This window comes from Azospirillum lipoferum (assembly GCF_024170005.1).
GTDB lineage: Bacteria > Pseudomonadota > Alphaproteobacteria > Azospirillales > Azospirillaceae > Azospirillum > Azospirillum lipoferum.
In genome coordinates, this window is sequence record NZ_JALJXJ010000004.1 from 139,733 (window position 1) to 159,087 (window position 19,355).

The 19,355-nt window shown below is 68.8% G+C and carries 14 protein-coding genes and 1 pseudogene; 9 read left to right on the forward strand and 6 right to left on the reverse strand.

Translation table 11 applies throughout. The annotated features are described in order from the left end of the window. The first annotated feature begins 232 nt into the window (after nt 1-232). Nucleotides 233-946 (forward strand): sensor histidine kinase, encoded by a 714-nt coding sequence (locus tag J2848_RS10775; protein ID WP_246193799.1) that lies wholly within the window; start codon nt 233-235, stop codon nt 944-946. Nucleotides 947-959: 13 nt separating this feature from the next. On the opposite strand, the gene J2848_RS10780 is transcribed toward J2848_RS10775, so the two are convergent. Further along, complete coding sequence (locus tag J2848_RS10780) at nt 960-1,337, reverse strand: NifB/NifX family molybdenum-iron cluster-binding protein (RefSeq protein WP_149231014.1); 378 nt, start codon at nt 1,335-1,337, stop codon at nt 960-962. Nucleotides 1,338-1,575: 238 nt separating this feature from the next. Between J2848_RS10780 and J2848_RS10785 the strand changes: the two genes are divergently transcribed. The 3 genes from J2848_RS10785 (at nt 1,576) to J2848_RS10795 (ending at nt 6,125) form a co-directional block, all read left to right on the forward strand. Beyond that, nucleotides 1,576-3,840 carry a VTT domain-containing protein gene (locus J2848_RS10785; RefSeq protein WP_149231015.1) on the forward strand — a complete coding sequence of 755 codons (2,265 nt, stop codon included), beginning with the start codon at nt 1,576-1,578 and terminating at the stop codon, nt 3,838-3,840. Continuing rightward, a complete protein-coding gene (locus J2848_RS10790; RefSeq protein WP_149231016.1) occupies nt 3,837-4,646 on the forward strand; it encodes an endonuclease/exonuclease/phosphatase family protein in 810 nt (269 codons plus the stop codon). Before J2848_RS10785 ends, J2848_RS10790 begins: the two co-directional genes overlap by 4 nt. A gap of 252 nt (nt 4,647-4,898) precedes the next feature. Next, the gene (locus J2848_RS10795; RefSeq protein WP_149231017.1) at nt 4,899-6,125 is read left to right on the forward strand and encodes a polyhydroxyalkanoate depolymerase; all 1,227 of its coding nucleotides are present in this window, start codon (nt 4,899-4,901) and stop codon (nt 6,123-6,125) included. Nucleotides 6,126-6,214: 89 nt separating this feature from the next. Here the strand turns inward: J2848_RS10795 and eat are convergent, their stop codons facing one another. The 3 genes from eat to J2848_RS10810 form a co-directional block, all read right to left on the reverse strand. Further along, the gene (gene eat / locus J2848_RS10800) at nt 6,215-7,627 is read right to left on the reverse strand and encodes an ethanolamine permease (protein ID WP_149231018.1); all 1,413 of its coding nucleotides are present in this window, start codon (nt 7,625-7,627) and stop codon (nt 6,215-6,217) included. A gap of 64 nt (nt 7,628-7,691) precedes the next feature. Further along, nucleotides 7,692-8,456: an ethanolamine ammonia-lyase subunit EutC gene (eutC, locus tag J2848_RS10805; protein ID WP_149231019.1), complete on the reverse strand. Its 765-nt coding sequence runs from the start codon at nt 8,454-8,456 to the stop codon at nt 7,692-7,694. Beyond that, nucleotides 8,456-9,847, reverse strand: coding sequence for an ethanolamine ammonia-lyase subunit EutB (locus tag J2848_RS10810; RefSeq protein WP_149231020.1), 1,392 nt, complete (start codon nt 9,845-9,847; stop codon nt 8,456-8,458). The genes eutC and J2848_RS10810 overlap by 1 nt, the downstream gene beginning before the upstream one ends. Before the next feature lie 255 nt (nt 9,848-10,102). On the opposite strand from J2848_RS10810, the gene J2848_RS10815 reads away from it, so the two are divergent. Next, entirely contained in the window at nt 10,103-10,291 is a 189-nt protein-coding gene (locus J2848_RS10815) for a hypothetical protein (protein WP_246193800.1), read from the forward strand. A gap of 13 nt (nt 10,292-10,304) precedes the next feature. Here the strand turns inward: J2848_RS10815 and J2848_RS10820 are convergent, their stop codons facing one another. Then, complete coding sequence (locus J2848_RS10820) at nt 10,305-10,967, reverse strand: DUF1194 domain-containing protein (protein WP_246193801.1); 663 nt, start codon at nt 10,965-10,967, stop codon at nt 10,305-10,307. A 426-nt stretch (nt 10,968-11,393) separates the two neighbouring features. Between J2848_RS10820 and J2848_RS10825 the strand changes: the two genes are divergently transcribed. The 4 genes from J2848_RS10825 to yddG all read left to right on the forward strand — a co-directional run bounded on the left by J2848_RS10825 (nt 11,394) and on the right by yddG (nt 17,772). Continuing rightward, complete coding sequence (locus tag J2848_RS10825; protein WP_149231022.1) at nt 11,394-13,538, forward strand: hypothetical protein; 2,145 nt, start codon at nt 11,394-11,396, stop codon at nt 13,536-13,538. A gap of 138 nt (nt 13,539-13,676) precedes the next feature. Beyond that, complete coding sequence (locus J2848_RS10830; RefSeq protein ID WP_149231023.1) at nt 13,677-14,312, forward strand: LysE family translocator; 636 nt, start codon at nt 13,677-13,679, stop codon at nt 14,310-14,312. 338 nt (nt 14,313-14,650) lie between these two features. After that, complete coding sequence (locus J2848_RS10835) at nt 14,651-16,729, forward strand: putative bifunctional diguanylate cyclase/phosphodiesterase (protein WP_149231024.1); 2,079 nt, start codon at nt 14,651-14,653, stop codon at nt 16,727-16,729. Between the two features lie 113 nt (nt 16,730-16,842). Then, nucleotides 16,843-17,772, forward strand: a complete 930-nt coding sequence (yddG, locus tag J2848_RS10840; protein WP_149231025.1) for an aromatic amino acid exporter YddG — start codon at nt 16,843-16,845, stop codon at nt 17,770-17,772. A gap of 137 nt (nt 17,773-17,909) precedes the next feature. Here the strand turns inward: yddG and J2848_RS36100 are convergent. After that, nucleotides 17,910-19,263: pseudogene (locus tag J2848_RS36100) on the reverse strand (nucleobase:cation symporter-2 family protein); the annotation flags it as partial. Nucleotides 19,264-19,355: the final 92 nt, after the last annotated feature.

Here is a 19,355-nt window from a genome sequence, read left to right on the forward strand (position 1 = left end):
CGGCACTCTTGCGAGTGCAACCGAGGGATACAATCTTTCTTTTGGACGTGCCTGCGGGCATACGGCAGGATGCGGCGCAACCGTCATGTCATCCCCACCATACCGGCCGGTCATATCGGCTAGGCGCGGCGGATTACTCCCTCAGAACCGGTGGGGCCGGCCGGACAAGCGCTTAGATTGACGAATGTTTTCGACGATGCTTACCCGTGACGATCGAGCCGAGTCCGTTCCCATGCCGATGCTTCCGCGGTCGCAGACCGCCTATTCTCCTCCGGACCAGACCGGCGACGGCATCGCGTCCGGCATGTCCGGCGCGTCCCCGGCCGACCAGCTTGCGGCGCGCATCCAGGAGTTGGAAGCGGAGCTGCGGGAACTGCAGCATCGCGCCAAGAACAGCCTGCAGCTGGTCATCAGCCTGCTGAAGCTTCAGGCCGGCCGCATCCGCGACCCCGATGCCCGTGCCGCCTACGAACAGACCATGCTCCGCATCGAGGCGCTGGCGATCCTCTACCGACAGCTGCACGAGAGCGGCGCCGGTACCCATGTCGACCTCGGCCGTTACGTCACAGCGCTCTGCGAAGCCGTGCGGGAAGGCACGCCGGGCGCCCTGTCGCGCGTGCCGGTGACCGTCGATTCCGATCCGATCCAGATCGGCCTGTACGAGGCGATGCCGCTTGGCCTGATCATCGCGGAGCTGGTGACGAGCTGCCTGCACCATGCCTTCCCCGACGACGGCTGGATCCGCATCACCGTGCGCCAGCAGGGCGACAGCGGCCGCGCCCGCCTGACGGTGGAGGACAACGGCCGCGCCCTGCCCGCCGGGTTCGACACCACGGCGGAGGACGGCCTGATGCTGGCCGAGGCGCTGGCCGGCCAGTTGGGCGACACGCTCTCCACCGACAGCGACGCCGCCGGAACGACCGCCAGCGTCAGCTTCCCGGTGTGAGTCGTGCATCCCCTTAGTGCCGATGCCCGTCACCGTCATGGTGCTCATGCGGGTGAGCCGGCTCGGGCGCCGGTTCCAGCGTGCCGGCGAACCAGCCGCGGATCGCCCGCAGCGGGTCGGTTTCCATCGTCGTCACCGGCTCGATGCCGCGGCGCTTCATGTGGGCGACGAAGCCGGCACCGGACGATCCGGTGATGACCACCTGCACCGCATCGATCGGGTGAGGTCGGCCGTCGCCGCAGAGGTGCAGAACCTCCTCCTCCCCCAGCTCGATCCGCCCTGTCTCGACCGGGTCGGTGCCGACCCCGGCCTCATAGACCAGGAAGCGGCGGGTGCGGCCGCCATGGGTGGCGATGGTGGCGAAATCCGTGGTGCCGACGGCGATCTTCATGCTCTGCGGTCCCCTTGAAACTGGTGCCCGGCGACAGGGCAGTCCTGCCACGCCTCCGCTCCGCTCGCACTGAGCGAGGTCAATCGGCAACCACGGAGCCCTCCGTCGCCCGATTTTTTGACCGCCAGCGTGGCCTGGGTGGCTGCAATTCCCACCGGCTTTCACCAAATGGCGAAGGGTGGGGAAGGAATGGCCTTCCCACATGTTATGACCAAGGACACGCACCCGATCGGACGCCATGTACGCCCAGTCTCCCCAGCCCCTGCCGTCAGCCGGACCGCCGCCCGACCTCGCCGGGCCGGCCGGTATGCCGCGGCCGATCCTGGAGCCGGGGCGGACCTGCTGGCGGGTGGAGGACACCGCGCGGCTGGGCGTGATCGTCGATGCGGAGGATTACTTCGCGCTGGCCAAGGCCGCCATGCGGCGGGCCCGGCGCAGCATCTACATGACCGCCTGGGATTTCGATGCCCGCATCCGGCTGATGCCGCAGACCCGCCGCCCGCGCCGGCCCGACCGGCTGGGCACGCTGCTGAACTGGCTGGCGACCACCCGGCCCGACCTGCACATCCATGTGCTGAAGTGGGATTATGCCGAGCTGTTCGACCTCGCCCGCTGGTCGCACCCCTTCATGCTGCGCAACTGGCTGACCCACCGCCGCCTGCAATACCGGCTGGACGGCGACCACCCGACAGGCGCCTGCCATCACCAGAAGCTTCTGGTGATCGACGACCGGCTGGCCTTCTGCGGCGGGCTGGACGTCACCGCCAACCGCTGGGACACCCGCGCCCACCATGCCCATGACCCGCGGCGGCGCCAGCCCGACGGCAAGCCCTACGAGCCGTTCCACGACGTGATGATGGCGGTGGACGGCGACGCCGCCCGCGCGCTGGGCGAGATGTTCCGCGACCGCTGGGCGCGGGCGACCGGCGAGCGGCTGACGCCCCCCGCCCCGCAGCCCGGACGCCCGGCCCGCCGCCACCCGCTGGCCGCCGACCCTTGGCCGTCTGGCTTCGAGCCGATGCTGCGCAACGTCCGCGTCGGAATCGCCCGCACCGACCCCGCCTGCAACGGGCGCGAGGAGGTGCGCGAGGTCGAGGCCCTCCATCTGGAGGCCATCGCCCAGGCACGTGACGTCATCTATCTGGAAAGCCAGTATTTCGCCTCGTCAGCGGTGGCCGAGGCGCTGAAGGCCCGGCTGGCGGAGGAGGACGGACCGGAGGTGATCGTCGTCAATCCGGTGCGTACCACCAGCTGGCTGGAGAACACCGTCATGCTCGGTGCCCGCGCCCGGCTGACCCGCGAGCTGCGCGAGGCCGACCGGTACGACCGCTTCCGCCTGTTCGCCGCCCTGACCGACGGCGGCGCCTGCATCACCGTCCATGCCAAGGTGATGGTGGTGGACGACCGGCTGCTGCGCATCGGTTCCGCCAACCTGAACAACCGCTCGATGGGGCTCGACACCGAATGCGACCTGGCGCTGGAGGCCGGGCCGGGGCCGGAACATGCGGAGACCCGCCGCGCCATCCTGCATACCCGCAACGACCTGATCGCCGAGCATCTGGGATCCACCCCGGCGGAGGTCGCGGAGGCGCACCGGCGGCTGGGCTCGCTCGCCGCCGCCATCGAGGCGCTGCGCAAGCCGGTCGGCCGCACGCTGGAACCGCTGCACGACCCTGAACCGGACGGGCTGGCCGCCGCGGTCGCCGACGCCCGCGTCTTCGATCCCGAACATCCGGTCGGCGCGGTGGAGATCGTCCGCCGGGTGCTGCCGTCGCGCATCCCGCGCACCCGCCACTGGCTGACGCTGGCCGGCATCCTGGCGCTGCTGGGGCTGTGGGGCATGTGGCGCTACAGCGCATTGCGGGAATGGGCGACGCTGGAGTCCGTGCTGACCGTCTTCCACAGTCTGGGCGACAGCCCGCTGGCGCCGCTGTGGCTGATGCTGGCCTATGTCGCCGGCGGCTATGTCATGTTCCCGTTGACCGTGATGATCGCCGCCACCGCCATCGTCATGGGGCCGTGGTGGGGCTTCCCCACCGCCATGGCCGGGGCGGTCGCCTCGGCGGTCGCGATGTTCTGGACCGGGCGGATAGCGGGACGCGACCTGCTGGAGCGCCATGGCGGCCCGCTGATCGCCCGCCTCAACGAGAAGCTGGCCGACAGCGGCATCGCCGCGGTGGCTGGCGTGCGCGCCGTGCCGGTGGCGCCCTATACGGTGGTGAACCTCGCCGCCGGTGCGTCGAAGCTGCGTTTCGGCGATTATGTGATCGGCACCATGGTCGGTCTTGCGCCCGGCATCCTTGCCTTCAACCTGCTCGGGCACCAGCTTGAACGCACCATCACCAACCCCGGGGCCGGCGACATCGTGCTGCTGATGGCGATGGCGGCGGTGGCGATCGGGCTCGGCTGGCTGACCAGCAGGATTCTCGGCCGTTCGGGCGGAGGCAAGCCCGGTGAGGACCGGCAAGACGACAGGGCAGACGAAAGGATTTTGGAACCGTGATCCGTTTCAGCCGTGACCGTGTCCAGCGCATCGCCGCCGCGTTGCGCGCCGCCCGTGCCCGCCGCCCCCGCCGTGCCGACCGCCGCAGTTCCCCCGTCCCGGACGGCATGGCGGCCCTCAGCGTCGCCACCTGGAACATCCACAGCTGCGTCGGCCTGGATGCCCGCTTCGCCCCCGACCGCATCGCCCAGGTGATCCGTGACCTCGACGTCGACCTGATCGGCTTGCAGGAGGTCGGCTGGCACCATCGCGGCGAATCGGGGATGGACCAGTTCGCCTTCCTGGAACGCAACACCGGGCTGACGGCCTATGCCGGCCCGACCAAGCACAGCGAGCGCGCCCATTACGGCAATTGCCTGCTGACCCGCCTGCCGGTCCGGTCGATGGAGACGATGGATCTGTCCGTCGGCAAGCGCGAACCGCGCGGCGGCATCGACGCGGTGGTGGAGGTGCAGGGCCGCCCGGTACGGGTGATCGTCGCCCATCTCGGCCTCGACCCCTGGGAACGGGCCAAGCAGGTGGGCGAGATCGTGTCGCGGGTGGAGAGCCAACCGGAACTGCCCACCCTGTTCATGGGCGACCTCAACGAATGGACGCCCAGTTCCCCCCGGTTGCGCCAGTTGGCCGCCTCCTTCGCCGACGTTGCCAACCCGCGCAGCTTCCACGCCCGCATGCCGACCCTGCGGCTCGACCGCATCTATGTGACGGGAGGCCTGCAGATCCCCGCTTTCGAGGTGATCCGCACCATCCTTACCCGTCGGGCATCGGACCATCTGCCGGTCCGCGCGGTGCTCGCCGTCCCCTGATCGTCGAGGGCCGCCCCAGAACGTCAGCATGACCAACGGAATCATACGCCGGGGTCATAGCGGGATCGTTGCGGTTGATAATTTTTTGTGCACCGCAATGTTCTTTTAACAACAGAGCTTTGCAAATGCGAAAAGGCTCTTGACCTATACGCGACCCCCGACGAAGGATATGGTTGGTAATACGATCAATATGTGGTCGAAGGAATAACCGACCCTGGCCGGCCGGGGGCAGCCGTGACGTGAGGATCTGACTTGCTGTATCACCTGTACGACATGCAACATGCCGCCATGCGGCCGATGCGTTTCTGGGCCGAAGCCGCTCAGCACACCTTCCAGAACCCGTTGATGCCGTTGTCCTACACCAAGCTGGGCCGGGCGGTCGCCGCCGGGGCCGAGCTGGTGGAGCGGACCACCCGCCGCTTCGGCAAGCCCGCCTTCGGGCTGGCGGAAACGGTGGTCGACGGGCAGACCGTCCCGGTTACCGAACGTTTTGTCTGGCAGTCCCCCTTCTGCAAGCTGCTGAACTTCGCCAAGCCGGAAGGCACGCCACGCCAGCCGAAGGTGCTGCTGGTCGCCCCGATGTCGGGCCACCACGCCACGCTGCTGCGCGGCACGGTGGAAGCGCTGATGCGCGACCATGACGTCTACATCACAGACTGGATCGACGCGCGGCTGGTGCCGATGTCTGCCGGCCGCTTCGACCTGGACGACTACATCGACACGGTGGCGGAACTGATCCGCTTTCTGGGACCGAACACCCACGTCATCGCGGTCTGCCAGCCGGCGGTGCCGGTGATGGCGGCGGTGTCGCTGATGGCGGCGGCGGACGAGCCGGTGCAGGCGCGCAGCATGACCCTGATGGGCGGCCCGATCGACCCGATGGCCAACCCGACGGTGCCGGTCAAGCTGGCGATGGAACATCCGCTGAAGTGGTTCGAACGCAGCGTGATCACCACGGTCCCGGTCTATTATCCGGGTGCCTTCCGCCGCGTCTATCCCGGCTTCATCCAGCTGTCGGGCTTCATGTCGATGAACCTCGACCGCCACATCAACGAGCATGTCGGCCTGTTCCGCCACCTCGTCCGCGGCGATGGCGATTCGGCCGAACAGCATCGCCGCTTCTACGACGAATATCTGTCGGTGATGGACCTGTCGGCGGACTTCTACCTTCAGACCATCGAGACGGTGTTCCAGAAGCACGCCCTGCCCAACGGCACCATGATGTCGCGCGGCCGCAGGGTGGAGCCGGCGGCGGTCCGCAAGACCGCGGTGATGACGGTGGAAGGCGAACTGGACGACATCTCCGCCCCCGGCCAGACCATCGCGGCGCAGCGCCTGTGCTCGTCGCTGCCGGACGGGATGCGCAAGACGCATTTCCAGAAGGGCGTCGGCCACTACGGCATCTTCAACGGCCGCCGCTGGCGCGAAGCGATCCTGCCGGAAATCCGCAGCTTCATCCAAAGTCACGATGCGGAGTGAGGGCAAACAGGAAGGGGGCGCCGAAGACCGGCGCCCCCTTCCCTGACGTCAACCAGCCGAAGCTCTCAATCCGCCACTCAGTCCACCGCTCAGTCCACCATCGTCCGCGCCTCGGTGAACGCATCCATGTGCGTCAGCCCCGAGGAGGCACCGGCCTTCACCCGCATGCCGGCGGTGGCGAGGTGGAACAGGTAGCCCAGCGCGAACAGCGCCACGAACAGCCCGAACACCAGCGTGTTGTAGTAGACCATCGTCACCAGGGCCAGCACCGCCAGCACCAGCGAGATCGCCGGGAACACCGGATAGAAGGGCGCGCGGAACGGACGCTCCAGCGCCGGTTCGGTGGCGCGCAGGCGGAACAGCGCCGCCATGCTCATGATGTACATGACGATGGCGCCGAAGACCGACATGGTGACGATGTTGGCGGTCAGCGGCTGGCCGCCGATCTGGATCAGCTCGTCGGAATAGATGGCGGCGATGCCGATCACGCCGCCGGCCAGGATCGCCCAGTGCGGGGTCTTGCGCGTCGGGTGCAGACGGGCCAGCACCGGCGGCAGGAAGCCGGCGCGGGACAGCGCGAAGATCTGGCGCGAATAGCCCATGATGATGCCGTGGAAGGAGGCGATCAGCCCGAACAGGCCGATCCACACCAGCATGTGCAGCCAGCCGCTCGATTCACCGACCACCGCCTTCATCGCCTGCGGCAGCGGGTCGTTGATGTTGGACAGAGCGTTCCAGTCGCCGACGCCGCCGGCGAAGATCATCGTGCCGAAGGCCAGCACCACCAGCGTCAGGATGCCGCCGATATAGGCGCGCGGCACGGTGCGCTTCGGATCCTTGGTCTCCTCCGCCGCCATCGCGGCCCCCTCGATCGCCAGGAAGAACCAGATGGCGAAGGGGATCGCGGCGAAGATGCCGCCCAGCGCGTCCTTGCTGAAGCTGGCCTGCCCGGCCCAGCCGTTGGCGGTGAAGTTGGCCCAGGAGAAGCCGGGATAGACGACGCCCATGAACACCACCAGCTCGATGATCGCCAGGATGGTGACGAACAGCTCGAAGGTGGCGGCGATGGACACGCCGGCGATGTTCAACCCCATGAACAGGATGTAGGCGCCGACCGCCGCGGTCTTCGGGTCGAGCCCGGGAAACTGCACGTTCAGATAGGCACCGATCGCCAGCGCAATGGCCGGCGGCGCGAAGACGAACTCGATCAGCGTGGCGAAACCGGCGACGAAACCGCCCTTGGGTCCGAAGGCGCGGTAGCTGTAGGCGAAGGGACCGCCGGCATGGGGAATGGCGGTGGTCAGCTCGGTGAAGCTGAAGATGAAGGTGGTGTACATCGCCGCGATCAGGATCGTGGTGACCAGGAAGCCCAGCGTTCCCGCGGCGGCCCAGCCATAGCTCCAGCCGAAATATTCGCCGGAGATCACCAGCCCCACCGCGATGCCCCACAGATGGAGCCCGCTCAGGCTCTTGCTCAGTTCAGGTTTCGTGTTCCCAGACATGTTGCCTCCTGCCCCTGTTCAAGGCTTTGCAATTCAAGGCGTTGATGCCGTTGGCGGCGCTCTCTCACGACCGGTCGGTCAGTTGGTTTTTCTGGTTGTCCGGACCGGGGAGCGACGGGGCGTCCTCCTTCAGGGCGACCCCCGTCAGTTTCAGCCGCGCCGCCTCGGTGGCGAGCCAGCACAGCTTGTCGGCGGCCGTCTGGATCGACAGGCCGTCGGCATGGATGTTCGATATGCAGTTGCGTTCGGAATCGGCACGGCCGGGCTTCGGCTCCCAGGTCAGATAGACCCCCAGCGATTCCGCCGCCGACAGGCCGGGCCGCTCGCCCACCAGCAGCGCCACCAGCCGGGCGCCCATAGCCGACGCAACTTCGTCGCCGAGCGCGACACGGGCCTGTTCCGCCAGCACCACCGGGCCGATGCGCAGGTGCCCCAGGCGCGCGACGCAGGCATGGACCAGCGGAGCGGCGTTGACCTGCACCGCTGCGGCCGACAGCCCGTCGGCGATCACGAACAGCAGGTCCCACTGCCCCGCCGGCAGACCGGCGGCACTGGCCGGATCGAGCCGGCGGCCAAGGTCCGGGCGGCGCAGATAGGTCGGGCGGTCGGGTGCCGCACTGTGGACGCGGATGGTCTCCCGCGGCGACAGGTCGGCGGCCAGCCGGTCGAAATCGACGGCACTATGGACGGCGTCGCGGGCGCGGGCATGGGCCAGCTGGAACTCCAGCAGAGCCTTGGTCGGCAGGGCGTCGCCGCTGCGGCCCAGCGCGATGCGGGCACGGGTGGCGGTACGGAAGCGCGCCCACGGATCCTTCTGGGTGTCGCTCATCAGGCCGCACTCCCCAGCAGGGCGGAGACGACGAGGCTCTGGTCGGGCCAGGGCGGCAGCCGGCGCTGCTCGTCGAGCCAGCCGGCCTTCTCCAGCCACGCCTCGAACTCCGGGGCCGGCGGGCGTTTCAGCAGATGCCGCAGGCCGAGCACGTCGTGATAGGACAGGCTCTGGTAATTCAGCATGACGTCGTCGGCGCCGGGCACCGCGATCAGGAAATTGACGCCTGCGGTTGCCAGCATCGTCATCAGGACGTCCATGTCGTCCTGGTCGGCCTCGGCATGGTTGGTATAGCAGGCGTCGCAGCCCATCGGCACGCCGAGCAGCTTGGCGCAGAAATGATCTTCCAGCCCGGCCCGGGTGATCTGCTTGGCGTCATAGAGATATTCCGGGCCGATGAAACCGACCACCGTGTTGACCAGCAGCGGGTCGAAGGCGCGGGCGACGGCATAGGCGCGGGTTTCCACCGTCTGCTGGTCGACGCCGAAATGGGCGTCGGCCGACAGCGCCGATCCCTGCCCCGTCTCGAAATACATCACGTTGTCGCCGATGGTGCCGCGCTTCAGCGACTTGGCAGCTTCCTGCGCCTCGGCCAGCAGCGACAGGGTGACGCCGAAGCCGGCATTGGCCTTCTCGGTGCCGGCGATGGACTGGAACACCAGATCGACCGGCGCCCCGCGCTCCATCGCCTGCATCGTCGTGGTGACATGGGCCAGCACGCAGGACTGCACCGGAATGTCGAAACGGGTGCGCACGGCGTCCAGCATCTCAAGGAGCGCGATGCAGGCCGGCACATTGTCGGTCGCCGGGTTGATGCCGATCACCGCGTCGCCGATGCCGTAGAGCAGCCCGTCGAGCGTGGAGGCGGCGATGCCGGTCGGATCGTCGGTCGGGTGGTTGGGCTGCAAGCGGCTCGACAGCCGCCCCGGCAGCCCGACCGTGGTGCGGAAACGGGTGACCACCGAGCATTTGGCCGCGACCGAGACCAGATCGTGGTTGCGCATCAGCTTCGACACCGCCGCCACCATCTCCGGCGTCAGGCCGGGGGCGAGGGCCGCCAGCGCGGCGGTGTCGGCCTGATAGGACAGCAGCCAGTCGCGGAACTGCCCGACCGTCATGTGCGCCACCGGCCGGAAGGCGTCGGCGTCGTGGCGGTCGATGATCAGGCGCGTCACCTCGTCGGTCTCGTAGGGGACCAGCACCTCGGTCAGGAAGGTTTTCAGCGGCAGGTCGGCCAGCACCACGCGCGCCGCCACCCGCCGTTCGTCGCTGTCGGCGGCGATGCCCGCCAGTTCGTCCCCCGACCGCCGCGGCGAGGCGCAGGCCATCACCGCCTTCAGGTCGTCGAAGCGGTGGCGCTGCCGCCCCAGATCGCAATGGTACCCAGCCATGCCGGCCTCCCGCCCATCTCATCGTGGGGCAAGAGTGGCACGGGCAGCGCGGCGGGCAGTTGACCGTAGAACACAAAATGCGGGGACGTCCGCGGGGATTTACCCCTTTTGCGCAACTCCGAGCCCAAGCGTGACCGTCAGCGGAGCAATCGGCTAGGCGGGCGAACCCGCAGCCCGGCCGTGCCGTTCCCTATCGCACCGCAGCGTGGCGTCCCTCTCGGGATCGCCGCGCACCATAAGCGAAGGAGTCTCTCTATGCTGACACTGTTGCGCACCGCCGCCCTGGTCCTGCCGCTGGTCGCCGTGGCCGCCTGCCACCAGGAAGGTCCGGCCGAACGGGCCGGCGAGTCCATCGACAAGGCCGGCCAGAGCGTCAAGGACGCCATCGATCCGCCGGGTCCTGCCGAGAAGGCCGGCCGCGCCATCGACCGGGCGGTGAACTGACCTCCTCCACGGTTCAGCGGGCGGCGAAATCCGGCCCCCGCCCGCCCGGCTGGACGCCCGACACCTCCAGCAGCAGCTTGCTGAGAATGGCGTCGGCGAAGGCGTCGAAGTCGCGGGCGGGCACCAGGAAGGCACCGGGGCCGCCGATGACATGGTCGCGGTAATAGGCTTCCAGGTCGTTCGGCGCCGCCCCGCCCCAGGGGTTGGGGCGGTCGTTCAGGATCGGCAGCCCGTTGATGGTGATGCCGCGGGCGACCGCGGCGTCGCGCGCCTCCTCCACCGGGCGGCCACGGTTGTTCTCGCCATCGCCCGAAATGTCGATGACCCGCCGCGTGCCCTCGAACCCGTTGTTGCCGAACAGCGGGACGGCAAAGTCGATCACCGCGCTGATCGAGGTCCACTGCTCCGTCATCATCGGCGCCTCCGCCACGCTGGCGGCGAAGCGCTCGACACTGGCCGGATCACTCAGTTCGGTCCAGCCGACGACGGTGTGCTGGTGGCTTTCCCCCGCCCACTCCACATAGGTGGCGCTGATCCGGCCGAACGGCCCGCCGCGAATTGCTTCCTGCACCTTCGGGTTCAGCAGGGCCTGCACATAGCCGTTGCGCTGAAGCTTCGCCTCGTCCGGGTCGACGCTGCCGGACACGTCGATCGCCAGGACCAGTTCGACGTCCACCGGCTTCTGCGCGGCGGCCGGAACCACGGATACGGGCAGACATAAGAGAACGAGGATCGGAAGACGAACGACCGCAGTCTTGAGCATGCGGGTCAGGGAGTGGGCCAAGAGACGGTATGCACGCATACGCACCCTCCATCCAGCCACCGGTTCCGGCCAAGGCGCCGGACGAAGGATTGAGGATTGGTACGCGAACGTTTCCTGTCCATGCTTCACAGGGCTATTTCAATCCGGCCGGAGGACCAGTGCGGGGTACTCCGCCGCCGGGACAGCGGGACCAAATACAAGAATATGCAGGCGGCCTGCGGGTAATGGATGACAAAGCCAGGATTGCCTGCATAGGCTAAGCCCTAAGGGGTAAGCCGTAAGGCACGGCGTTATCCTTAGCCGCCGCCCGCCCCTTCAATGTCCGAAGCAGCCATCGACGTGCTCCCTGGTCGTTCGCTCCCCCTGCCCGCCATGGCATCGTCGTCGCGATGGACCCGCCGGCTGCTGCTGTCCGCCTGCGCCGTGCTTTCGGCCGGACTGCCGACGCTCGGCACGGCGCAGCCATTGACGACGACTGCCCCGATCACCGTTGCGGAATTGCCGACCCCGCCCGCTCCCATCCGTGCGGCGGAACTGATGGCGCCTGACCGGCCCAAACCGCAAGGTCAGACGCAGCCCGTCGCCACCAAGCCCCCCGCCCCGCGATCGGCCACGCCCTCCGCCACGTCTTCCAACGCACTGACCGCCGATCCGCAGGCCGCCGAGGCCAGGGCCGCCGTCGCAAAAGCGGCGAGAGCCGCCAGGATGGCCGAAGCCAGGGCGGCCGACGAGCAGATCATGAACAGCCGGGCCGCCGACAGCCGGCCGGCCGAAGGGCAGACCGCCTGCGCCGACCATGAGCCGGCGAGCCAGCCGGTTCTCGACGCCCTGTTCGGCGGGGATGCAGCCTTCACCGAGCTGGCCCGCCGGTCGCCGACCGAGGCGTTCCGCTGCTCCAGCCTGTTCCTCGGCGACACGGCGCTGGCCGCCCTGCGCGACGCGGTCCCGCTGGCGCCTTTCGATGCGATCGGCGCCGCCGACCAGTTGAGCACCCGTCCCGGCGGGGAGGAGGTCATCACCCGCGCGCTCGACCTCGGGCTGCTGACGCGCTCGCTGGAGGGGGGCATGCCCTTCTACGAGACGCGGCACGAGCTGCGCAAACGCCTGCCGAAGACGGATCTCCAGGCTCTGGAAATTCGTGCGGCGAAGGCATTGGCCGTCTCCCTGGCGCGTGATCCGGCGGGAATGGCGCCGAAGATCGGCGCGCTGCTCGACGACATGGTCGACGATCCGCCGGCCGATCGCTTCCGCATCACCATGGCGCTGTCGTCGGAGGATCTGCTCGGGCTGATCGCGCGGACCGGGCCCCAGATCTACACCTCCTCGCTCGACGGGCTGGTCAACATCCTGCGGATCCAGTTGAAGCTGGAGAAGCGCAGTTTCCTCGACCTCGCGCGCGAGGAGCGGACACGGCCGCTGTGGGCGGAATTCTTCGTCGCGGCGGTCGGTGGCGGACGGGCGGCGAGTGTGTTCGGCACCACCCCGGCCATCGCGCGGGAGCTGATGCGCGAAAGCCTGCGGGCCCTGCTGCCGGTCGACGGGAAGCCCCCCGCGATCGACACCGCGGTCGTGATCGGCGCCATCGCCGACGCCATGGATCTCGACAGCGCTCCCATCCGTGCGGCGCTTGAAGACGAGTTGGCCGCCCGCTACCGCGCCGCCGGCGAACCGTCGGCGAAGACCGCGATCCACGAAGTGGCTGTCCGGGGCGGGACCGGCGATACGCCGGCCCGGAGCATGATCGGGTTGGCCGGCAGCCTGCACGCGGCACGCCTGTCCGGCCGGCCGGCCACCCCCGCCTTCGAGGCGGAACGCTTCCCCCAGAACCATCCGCTGGCCGCCCTGCCGGTCCTGAGTGGAGAGCGCCTGTTCCGCAACGGCCTCAACGTGCAGCGGATGACCTTCTACGACGATCCCGACGGCCGGGCGTCCTTCCGCGGCTTCCTGCGCCATCATCGGGCGCAGGGCTGGGCGCTGCACGCCCAATCCGGCTTCGCCGTCGCCATCAGCCCGGAACGCAACGGGCGCCGCATCGTCATCGTCGCCGACATTCCCGGTGCCGGCGATGCCGGACGAGCCGCCGCCTGGGACTGGATGACGCGCGAAGGGCTGACCCCGTCCATCGTCATCCATCGCGGCCACAGCTATCACGAGGACGCCACGATGACGGAGATCGCGCCGGGCACGGCGCTGGTCTTCTGGGGCTCCTGTGGCGGCCACACGCGCCTGCGCGCCACGCTGGAACGCGCCCCCGACGCGCTGGTGCTGGCAACGCAGAACATCGGCGTGTCGACGGTCAACGAGGCTCTGCTGGGTATCATGGAGGAGCGGCTGCTGACCGACGGTGCCATCGACTGGAACGCCGTGTGGAAGGAGGCCCGCGGCCGGATCCGCGACCGCCGCTTCGCCTCCTACAAACGGCCGGACCAGGATTCGGCGAACCTCGCCTTCCGTGCCTGGCAGGTTCAGACGGCGTCGCACTGATCCGCATCGGACATCAGATTCCAAAAGCATGGCTGTGTTTCGCCGGCGTCGCTTGCAGCGGAACCGGGCGCATGCTGCTGTGGTGTGACAGATTGTCGCCCACCCTCCGGCATCCACCCGGTTTCGAGGTTTCCAGCCATGACGTGGCAGACGCTCGCCTTCTTCTTCGCCACCGCCTTCGTGATCTCGATGACGCCGGGGCCGAACATGCTGCTGGCGATGAGCCTCGGCCTGCGGTTCGGCGCGCGCCGCGCCGCCTGGGGCGGGGTCGGCATGTGTGCGGCGCTGGCGGTGATGGCGGCGCTGTCGGCCTTCGGGCTGGGCGCCCTGCTCTCCACCTCCGTCCTGGCTTTCGAGATCGTGCGCTGGGCCGGCGTGGCCTATCTGACCTGGCTCGGCATCGCGGCGTGGCGGGCGCCGGTGGAACAGCCCGGCGAGCGTGACGCCGCGGCAGCCGCATCGGGGGAGGGCACGCCCGTCCGCCTGTTCCTGCGCGGCGCGCTGGTCGCCTTCAGCAACCCGAAGGCGCTGGTCTTCATGGGCGCCCTGTTCCCGCAATTCATCGACGCCGCCGCCCCGCTGGCGCCGCAGCTGATGGCGCTGGTCGCCACCATGGTGGTGATCGAGTTCGGCTGGATCATGGCCTATGCCACCGGCGGCGACCGTCTGGCGGCGAAGCTGACCACCGTGTCGGCGGCCAGGTCGCTGAACCGCCTGACCGGTGGTCTGATGATCGGCGCCGGCGGCCTGCTGGCGCTCGCCCGCCGGGTCTGATCCGCCCTCAACCGTTCCGGAAAAGAAAAAGGGCCGCGCAATTGCGCGGCCCTATAGTTTAGGGAGGAAACGCCCCGAGAATGGGCAGGGCCAGGATATGCTGCGGCGCACACGAACTGGTATTACCAATGATGAATGGTAGCCATGCGCTGTAGGAATGGACCTATGCAGCAATATGCGTTGTCAGCAATAGAACCCTGCTCCGGTTACAAAAATTTCATAGAAACGCCGCGTCCTGGTCATCGCTCGCCCTACTAATGCTTCGGTTCGCCCCTCTGCCGAAAGGCTTACTCCTGGTGGAGGTGGCGGTGCGAAACATCCGGCCGAGGAACGGTGCGATGGCGATCCCAGTCCTGCGCAGCCTGACGCTGAAGCAGGCGATTCATGCAGTCCTCGCCGCCTTCGTCATCGGCCTGACCATCAGCACAGCCGAATTCGCCTGGACCGCCACGCGCGAGCGGACGATGGCGCTGGCGCAGGTGGAGGATATGGTCGCCCTGGTGGAGGGGCCGGCCGCCACCGCCGCTTGGCTGATCGACGGCGAACTGGCCGGAGAGGTTCTGCAGGGCATGGTGCGTGCCAGCGCCGCCTGGGCGGAGATCCGGCTGGGGGACGGCACCCTGCTCGCCCGCCGCGAGCGTCCGGCCAAACCGCCAAGCCTGCTGGAACGGGCGGCGACGGCGCTGCTGTTCATCGACCGGCCGGTGGTGACCCGCGACCTGACAACGCCGGCGAGCGGGACCAGAGCTGAGGTCGGGGCGGCAGGCGTTTCCCGGATCGGCCGCCTGACCGTGGGCATCGACACCGGGCGGGCGGCCTCCGCCTTCCTCGCCTATGTCTCGGCGGCGCTGGTGGCGGGGACCCTGCGCAACCTGCTGATCGGGCTGGCGATGGCGGCGGTGTTCCACCGGTTGCTGACCCGCCCGCTGTTGCAGATCGGCCGCGCGGTGGCGCGCATCGACCCGGAAAAGCCCTATGGCCAGCCGCTGACCGTGCCGCGCGGCCATGCCGACGATGAACTGGGCTTCGTCATCGCCCGCTTCAACCACACCCTGACCCTGCTGGAACGCGAACATGACGAGCTGCGGCGGCTGGCGACGCGCTGCCCGCTGACCGGGCTGGCGAACCGGGCGCTGCTGCTCGACCGGCTGGACCACGCCATCGAACTGGCGAACCGCGCGCGGGAGCCGGATGCAGGGCGGCTGGCCGTGCTGTATGTCGACCTCGACCGCTTCAAACGGGTCAATGACAGCCTGGGCCATGGCGTCGGCGATCTGCTGCTCTGCCGGGTGGCGGAGCGGCTGGGCGCCAGCGTGCGCCGCTGCGACACCGTCGGCCGGCTGGGCGGCGACGAGTTCCTGGTGGTGCTGGAGCGGGTCGCCGACCGCGACGAAGCGGCGATGGTGGCGCAGCGGCTGCTCGACGACCTGTCCACCCTGCGCGAGGTGGGAGACCATCGCGTCCACCTCACCGCCAGCATCGGAATCGCCGTCCATCCCACTGAAGGGAATGGGAAAGCGCCCGACAGCACCGGGCTGATGCGGATGGCCGATTCGGCGATGCAGGCGGCCAAGGCGGCGGGCGGCGACCGCTTCGTCTTCTACACCCGCGACATGACCGACCGGGCGGAGACCCGGCTGCGGCTGGAGTCCGGCCTGCGCGAGGCGGTGGCGGCACGCTCCTTCGAGCTGGTCTACCAGCCGAAGATCGAAGCGGCGAGCGGCCGGCTGACCGGCTTCGAGGCACTGATCCGCTGGCGGCACGACGGTGCGGCGGTCTCCCCCGCCGACTTCATCCCGGTGGCCGAGGACACCGGCCTGATCATCGAGATCGGCCGCTGGGTGCTGGAGGAGGCCTGCCGCACCGCGACCCGTTGGGCGCTCGACCATGGCCCGGTTCCGGTGGCGGTCAACGTCTCCGCCCGCCAGCTTGCCGACCCCGGCTTCGCCCGGCTGGTCGAACAGGTGTTGCAGCGCCACGGCACCCCGGCCCACCTGCTGGAGCTGGAGATCACCGAGACCGTCATCATGAAGGACGTGCGCCACCATCTGCCGACGCTGAACCGGTTGCGGGCACTGGGGGTGCGCATCGCCATCGACGATTTCGGCACCGGCTATTCCTCGCTGGCCTATCTGCGCCAGCTGCCGGTCGATGTGCTGAAGATCGACCGCAGCTTCGTCAACGACCTGCCGCATGCCCCCGACATCGCCTCCACCGTCATCGCCCTCGCCCAGCGGCTTCTGCTGTCCACCGTGGCGGAGGGGGTGGAAACCGCCGAGCAGCGCCATTGGCTGGCGGAGGCGGGATGCGACTGCCTGCAAGGCTATCTGATCTCGCGCCCCCTGGCTGCCGAGGCGGCGGAGGCAATGGTGATGACCGCCTTCGCCCGCAACGAGGCGTTGGCCCTGACCGCGTGAATTGTCCGCGCGAGGCCGGAGTTTCGGTCAATGCGCGGCGGAGGTCCGGTCAAGACAGCCCTCTGCCGGCCGGCTATGGTCGCCTCCCCCGCACCAACCAACCGACACACCCGATGACCGTCTCCTCCGCCGTACCCGACCGCTCCGCCAACCGCGCCACGCTGGTCGGCTTCATCGCCATCCTGCTGTGGGCGACACTGGCCCCGCTGGCGACCCTGGCCTCGATGGTGCCGCCGTTCCAGCTGGTGGCGACCTCCTTCCTGCTGGCCTTCCTGGTCGGCAGCGGCTGGACCGCGTCGCGCGGCGACAACCCCCTGCGCTATTTCCGCCAGCCGGCGGCGGCCTGGGCGCTGGGAGTCGGCGGCCTGTTCGGCTTCCACTTCCTCTATTTCATGGCCTTGCAGGCGGCTCCGCCGGTGGAGGCCAACCTGATCAACTATCTGTGGCCGCTGCTGATCGTGCTGTTCTCCGCCCTGCTGCCAGGGGAACGGCTGCACTCCTGGCATGTCGGCGGCGCCGTCGCCGGGCTGGCGGGCACCGCGTTGCTGATCGCCCGCGGCGGGACCGGCGGCCTGGGAGGCGGTCTTTCCATCGACCCGGCGCATCTGCCCGGCTATGCCGCCGCCCTGGCCAGCGCAGTCACCTGGGCCGGCTATTCGGTGCTGCGCCGCCGGCTGGGCCAGATCGGCGAGGCGCCGACCGACGCGGTCAGCGCCTTCTGCCTCGTCACGGCACTCTTGTCGCTGCTCTGCCATCTGGCGCTGGAACGGACGGTGTGGCCGGACACCGCCATCGGCTGGGGGGCGATGCTGCTGCTGGGTCTGGGACCGGTGGGGGCGGCCTTCTTCGTCTGGGACTATGGCGTGCGCCACGGCGACATCCGGGCGCTGGGGGCGCTGTCCTATCTGGCGCCCCTGCTGTCGACCCTGCTGCTGGTCCTGTTCGGTCTTGCCGCCAACTCCAGCATCATCTGGCTGTCCTGCGCCTTGATCGCCGGCGGGTCGCTGCTCGCCAGCAAGGATCTGCTGCGGCGGAAAGATTAAGCCTCCACCCCCTGCGCGGCAGAGGCTACGTCGTGACGGGCGCGGTCGGCGCTCGCCAGACCGTTGAAGTACCAGTTCAACGCCACTGCCGTCAGGGTGCCCAGCAGGATGCCGCTGTGCAGCAGCGGCGACAGGAAGGCCGGCATCTGCGAGAAGAATTTGTCCGACACCAACGGAATCAGCCCGACGCCGATGCTGACCGCCACGACGATCAGGTTCTCGCGCCGGTGGGCGAAATCGACCTGCGCCAGGATTTTCACGCCGGTCGCCGCCACCATGCCGAACATCACCAGCCCGGCTCCGCCCAGCACGAAGGCCGGCACCGACGCCACCACATGGGCCAGCTTCGGCAGCAGCCCCAGCAGCAGCAGGATCAGCCCGCCCGCCGCGCAGACCCAGCGGCTGCGCACGCCCGTCACCCCGACCAGCCCGACATTCTGCGAGAAGGAGGTGTAAGGGGAATGTGTTGAAGACACCACCGATCAGAGTGCCCAACCCGTCGGTGCGCAGGCCGCGGACCAGATCCTCCCGCGTCACCGGACGACCGACCATGTCGCCGACGGCCAGGAACATGCCGGTCGATTCGATCATCACCACGATCATCACCAGCGACATGGTCAGGATGGCGACCGGGTCGAACACCGGCATGCCGAACTGGAAGGGCTGGACCAGCGCCACCCACGGCGCCTCGGCCAATCCTTTGAAATCGACCATGCCCAGCGCCATCGCCAGCACCATCCCGGCCACCAGCCCCAGCAGCACCGCGACGTTGCGGACGAAACCGCGGCCATGCTTCATCAGCGCCAGGATCGCCAGCAGCACGAAGGCAGCCACACCCAGGAAGGCCGGATCGCCGAATCGCGGATTGCCCACCCCGCCGCCGGCCCAGCCCACCCCCACCCGCATCAGCGAGACGCCGATGATGGCGATGACGCTGCCGGTCACCACCGGCGGAAACAGCGGCAGAAGCCGGCCTACCAGCGGGGCGGCGAGGATGGCGAAGATGCCCGATCCGATCACCGCGCCGTAAATCCCCAGCAGCCCCAGCGACGGGTTGGTCGCCATCGCCACCATCGGACCGACGGCGGCGAAGGTGACGCCCATCATGATCGGCAGGCGGATGCCGAATCGCCAGAAACCGACGGCCTGGATCAGCGTGACCACGCCGCAGGCGAACAGGTCGGCGTTGATCAGCATGGCAACCTGGTCCTTCGGCAGCTTCAAGGCACCGCCGATGATCAACGGCACCGCGATGGCCCCGGCATACATCACCAGCACATGCTGCAACCCCAGCGCCAGCAGCCGCCAAGGCGGCAGGACCTCGTCGACGGGATGGACGCCGCTGGGATGGGCGTCACTGGGACGGGCATCGGGGGTGGCGGCGCTTTTCATGGCGGAAGCCTCGCAGTGCGATCGGTCGGCTTGGTTCTGCATGGGACGTGCCGCCCCGCCGGACCACGGTTCCCGGCACCATCCCCACCCATTCTGCATAACATTTAAGCACACTTTCGCCGTCTCTGCCCGCGCAGGTGGCAGAAGCCGCAAGATTTATTGTCGCGTCCGGCTGGAGACCCCGACGGAAG

Excerpts from the sequence above, each read along its gene's own strand:
- J2848_RS10815 (WP_246193800.1), top strand. The coding sequence starts at position 10,103 with ATGCTGACACTGTTGCGCACCGCCGCCCTGGTCCTGCCGCTGGTCGCC.
- J2848_RS10810 (WP_149231020.1), bottom strand. The coding sequence starts at position 9,847 with ATGGCTGGGTACCATTGCGATCTGGGGCGGCAGCGCCACCGCTTCGAC.
- J2848_RS10780 (WP_149231014.1), bottom strand. The coding sequence starts at position 1,337 with ATGAAGATCGCCGTCGGCACCACGGATTTCGCCACCATCGCCACCCAT.
- J2848_RS10785 (WP_149231015.1), top strand. The coding sequence starts at position 1,576 with ATGTACGCCCAGTCTCCCCAGCCCCTGCCGTCAGCCGGACCGCCGCCC.
- eutC (WP_149231019.1), bottom strand. The coding sequence starts at position 8,456 with ATGAGCGACACCCAGAAGGATCCGTGGGCGCGCTTCCGTACCGCCACC.
- J2848_RS10775 (WP_246193799.1), top strand. The coding sequence starts at position 233 with ATGCCGATGCTTCCGCGGTCGCAGACCGCCTATTCTCCTCCGGACCAG.
- J2848_RS10830 (WP_149231023.1), top strand. The coding sequence starts at position 13,677 with ATGACGTGGCAGACGCTCGCCTTCTTCTTCGCCACCGCCTTCGTGATC.
- eat (WP_149231018.1), bottom strand. The coding sequence starts at position 7,627 with ATGTCTGGGAACACGAAACCTGAACTGAGCAAGAGCCTGAGCGGGCTC.
- yddG (WP_149231025.1), top strand. The coding sequence starts at position 16,843 with ATGACCGTCTCCTCCGCCGTACCCGACCGCTCCGCCAACCGCGCCACG.
- J2848_RS10835 (WP_149231024.1), top strand. The coding sequence starts at position 14,651 with ATGGCGATCCCAGTCCTGCGCAGCCTGACGCTGAAGCAGGCGATTCAT.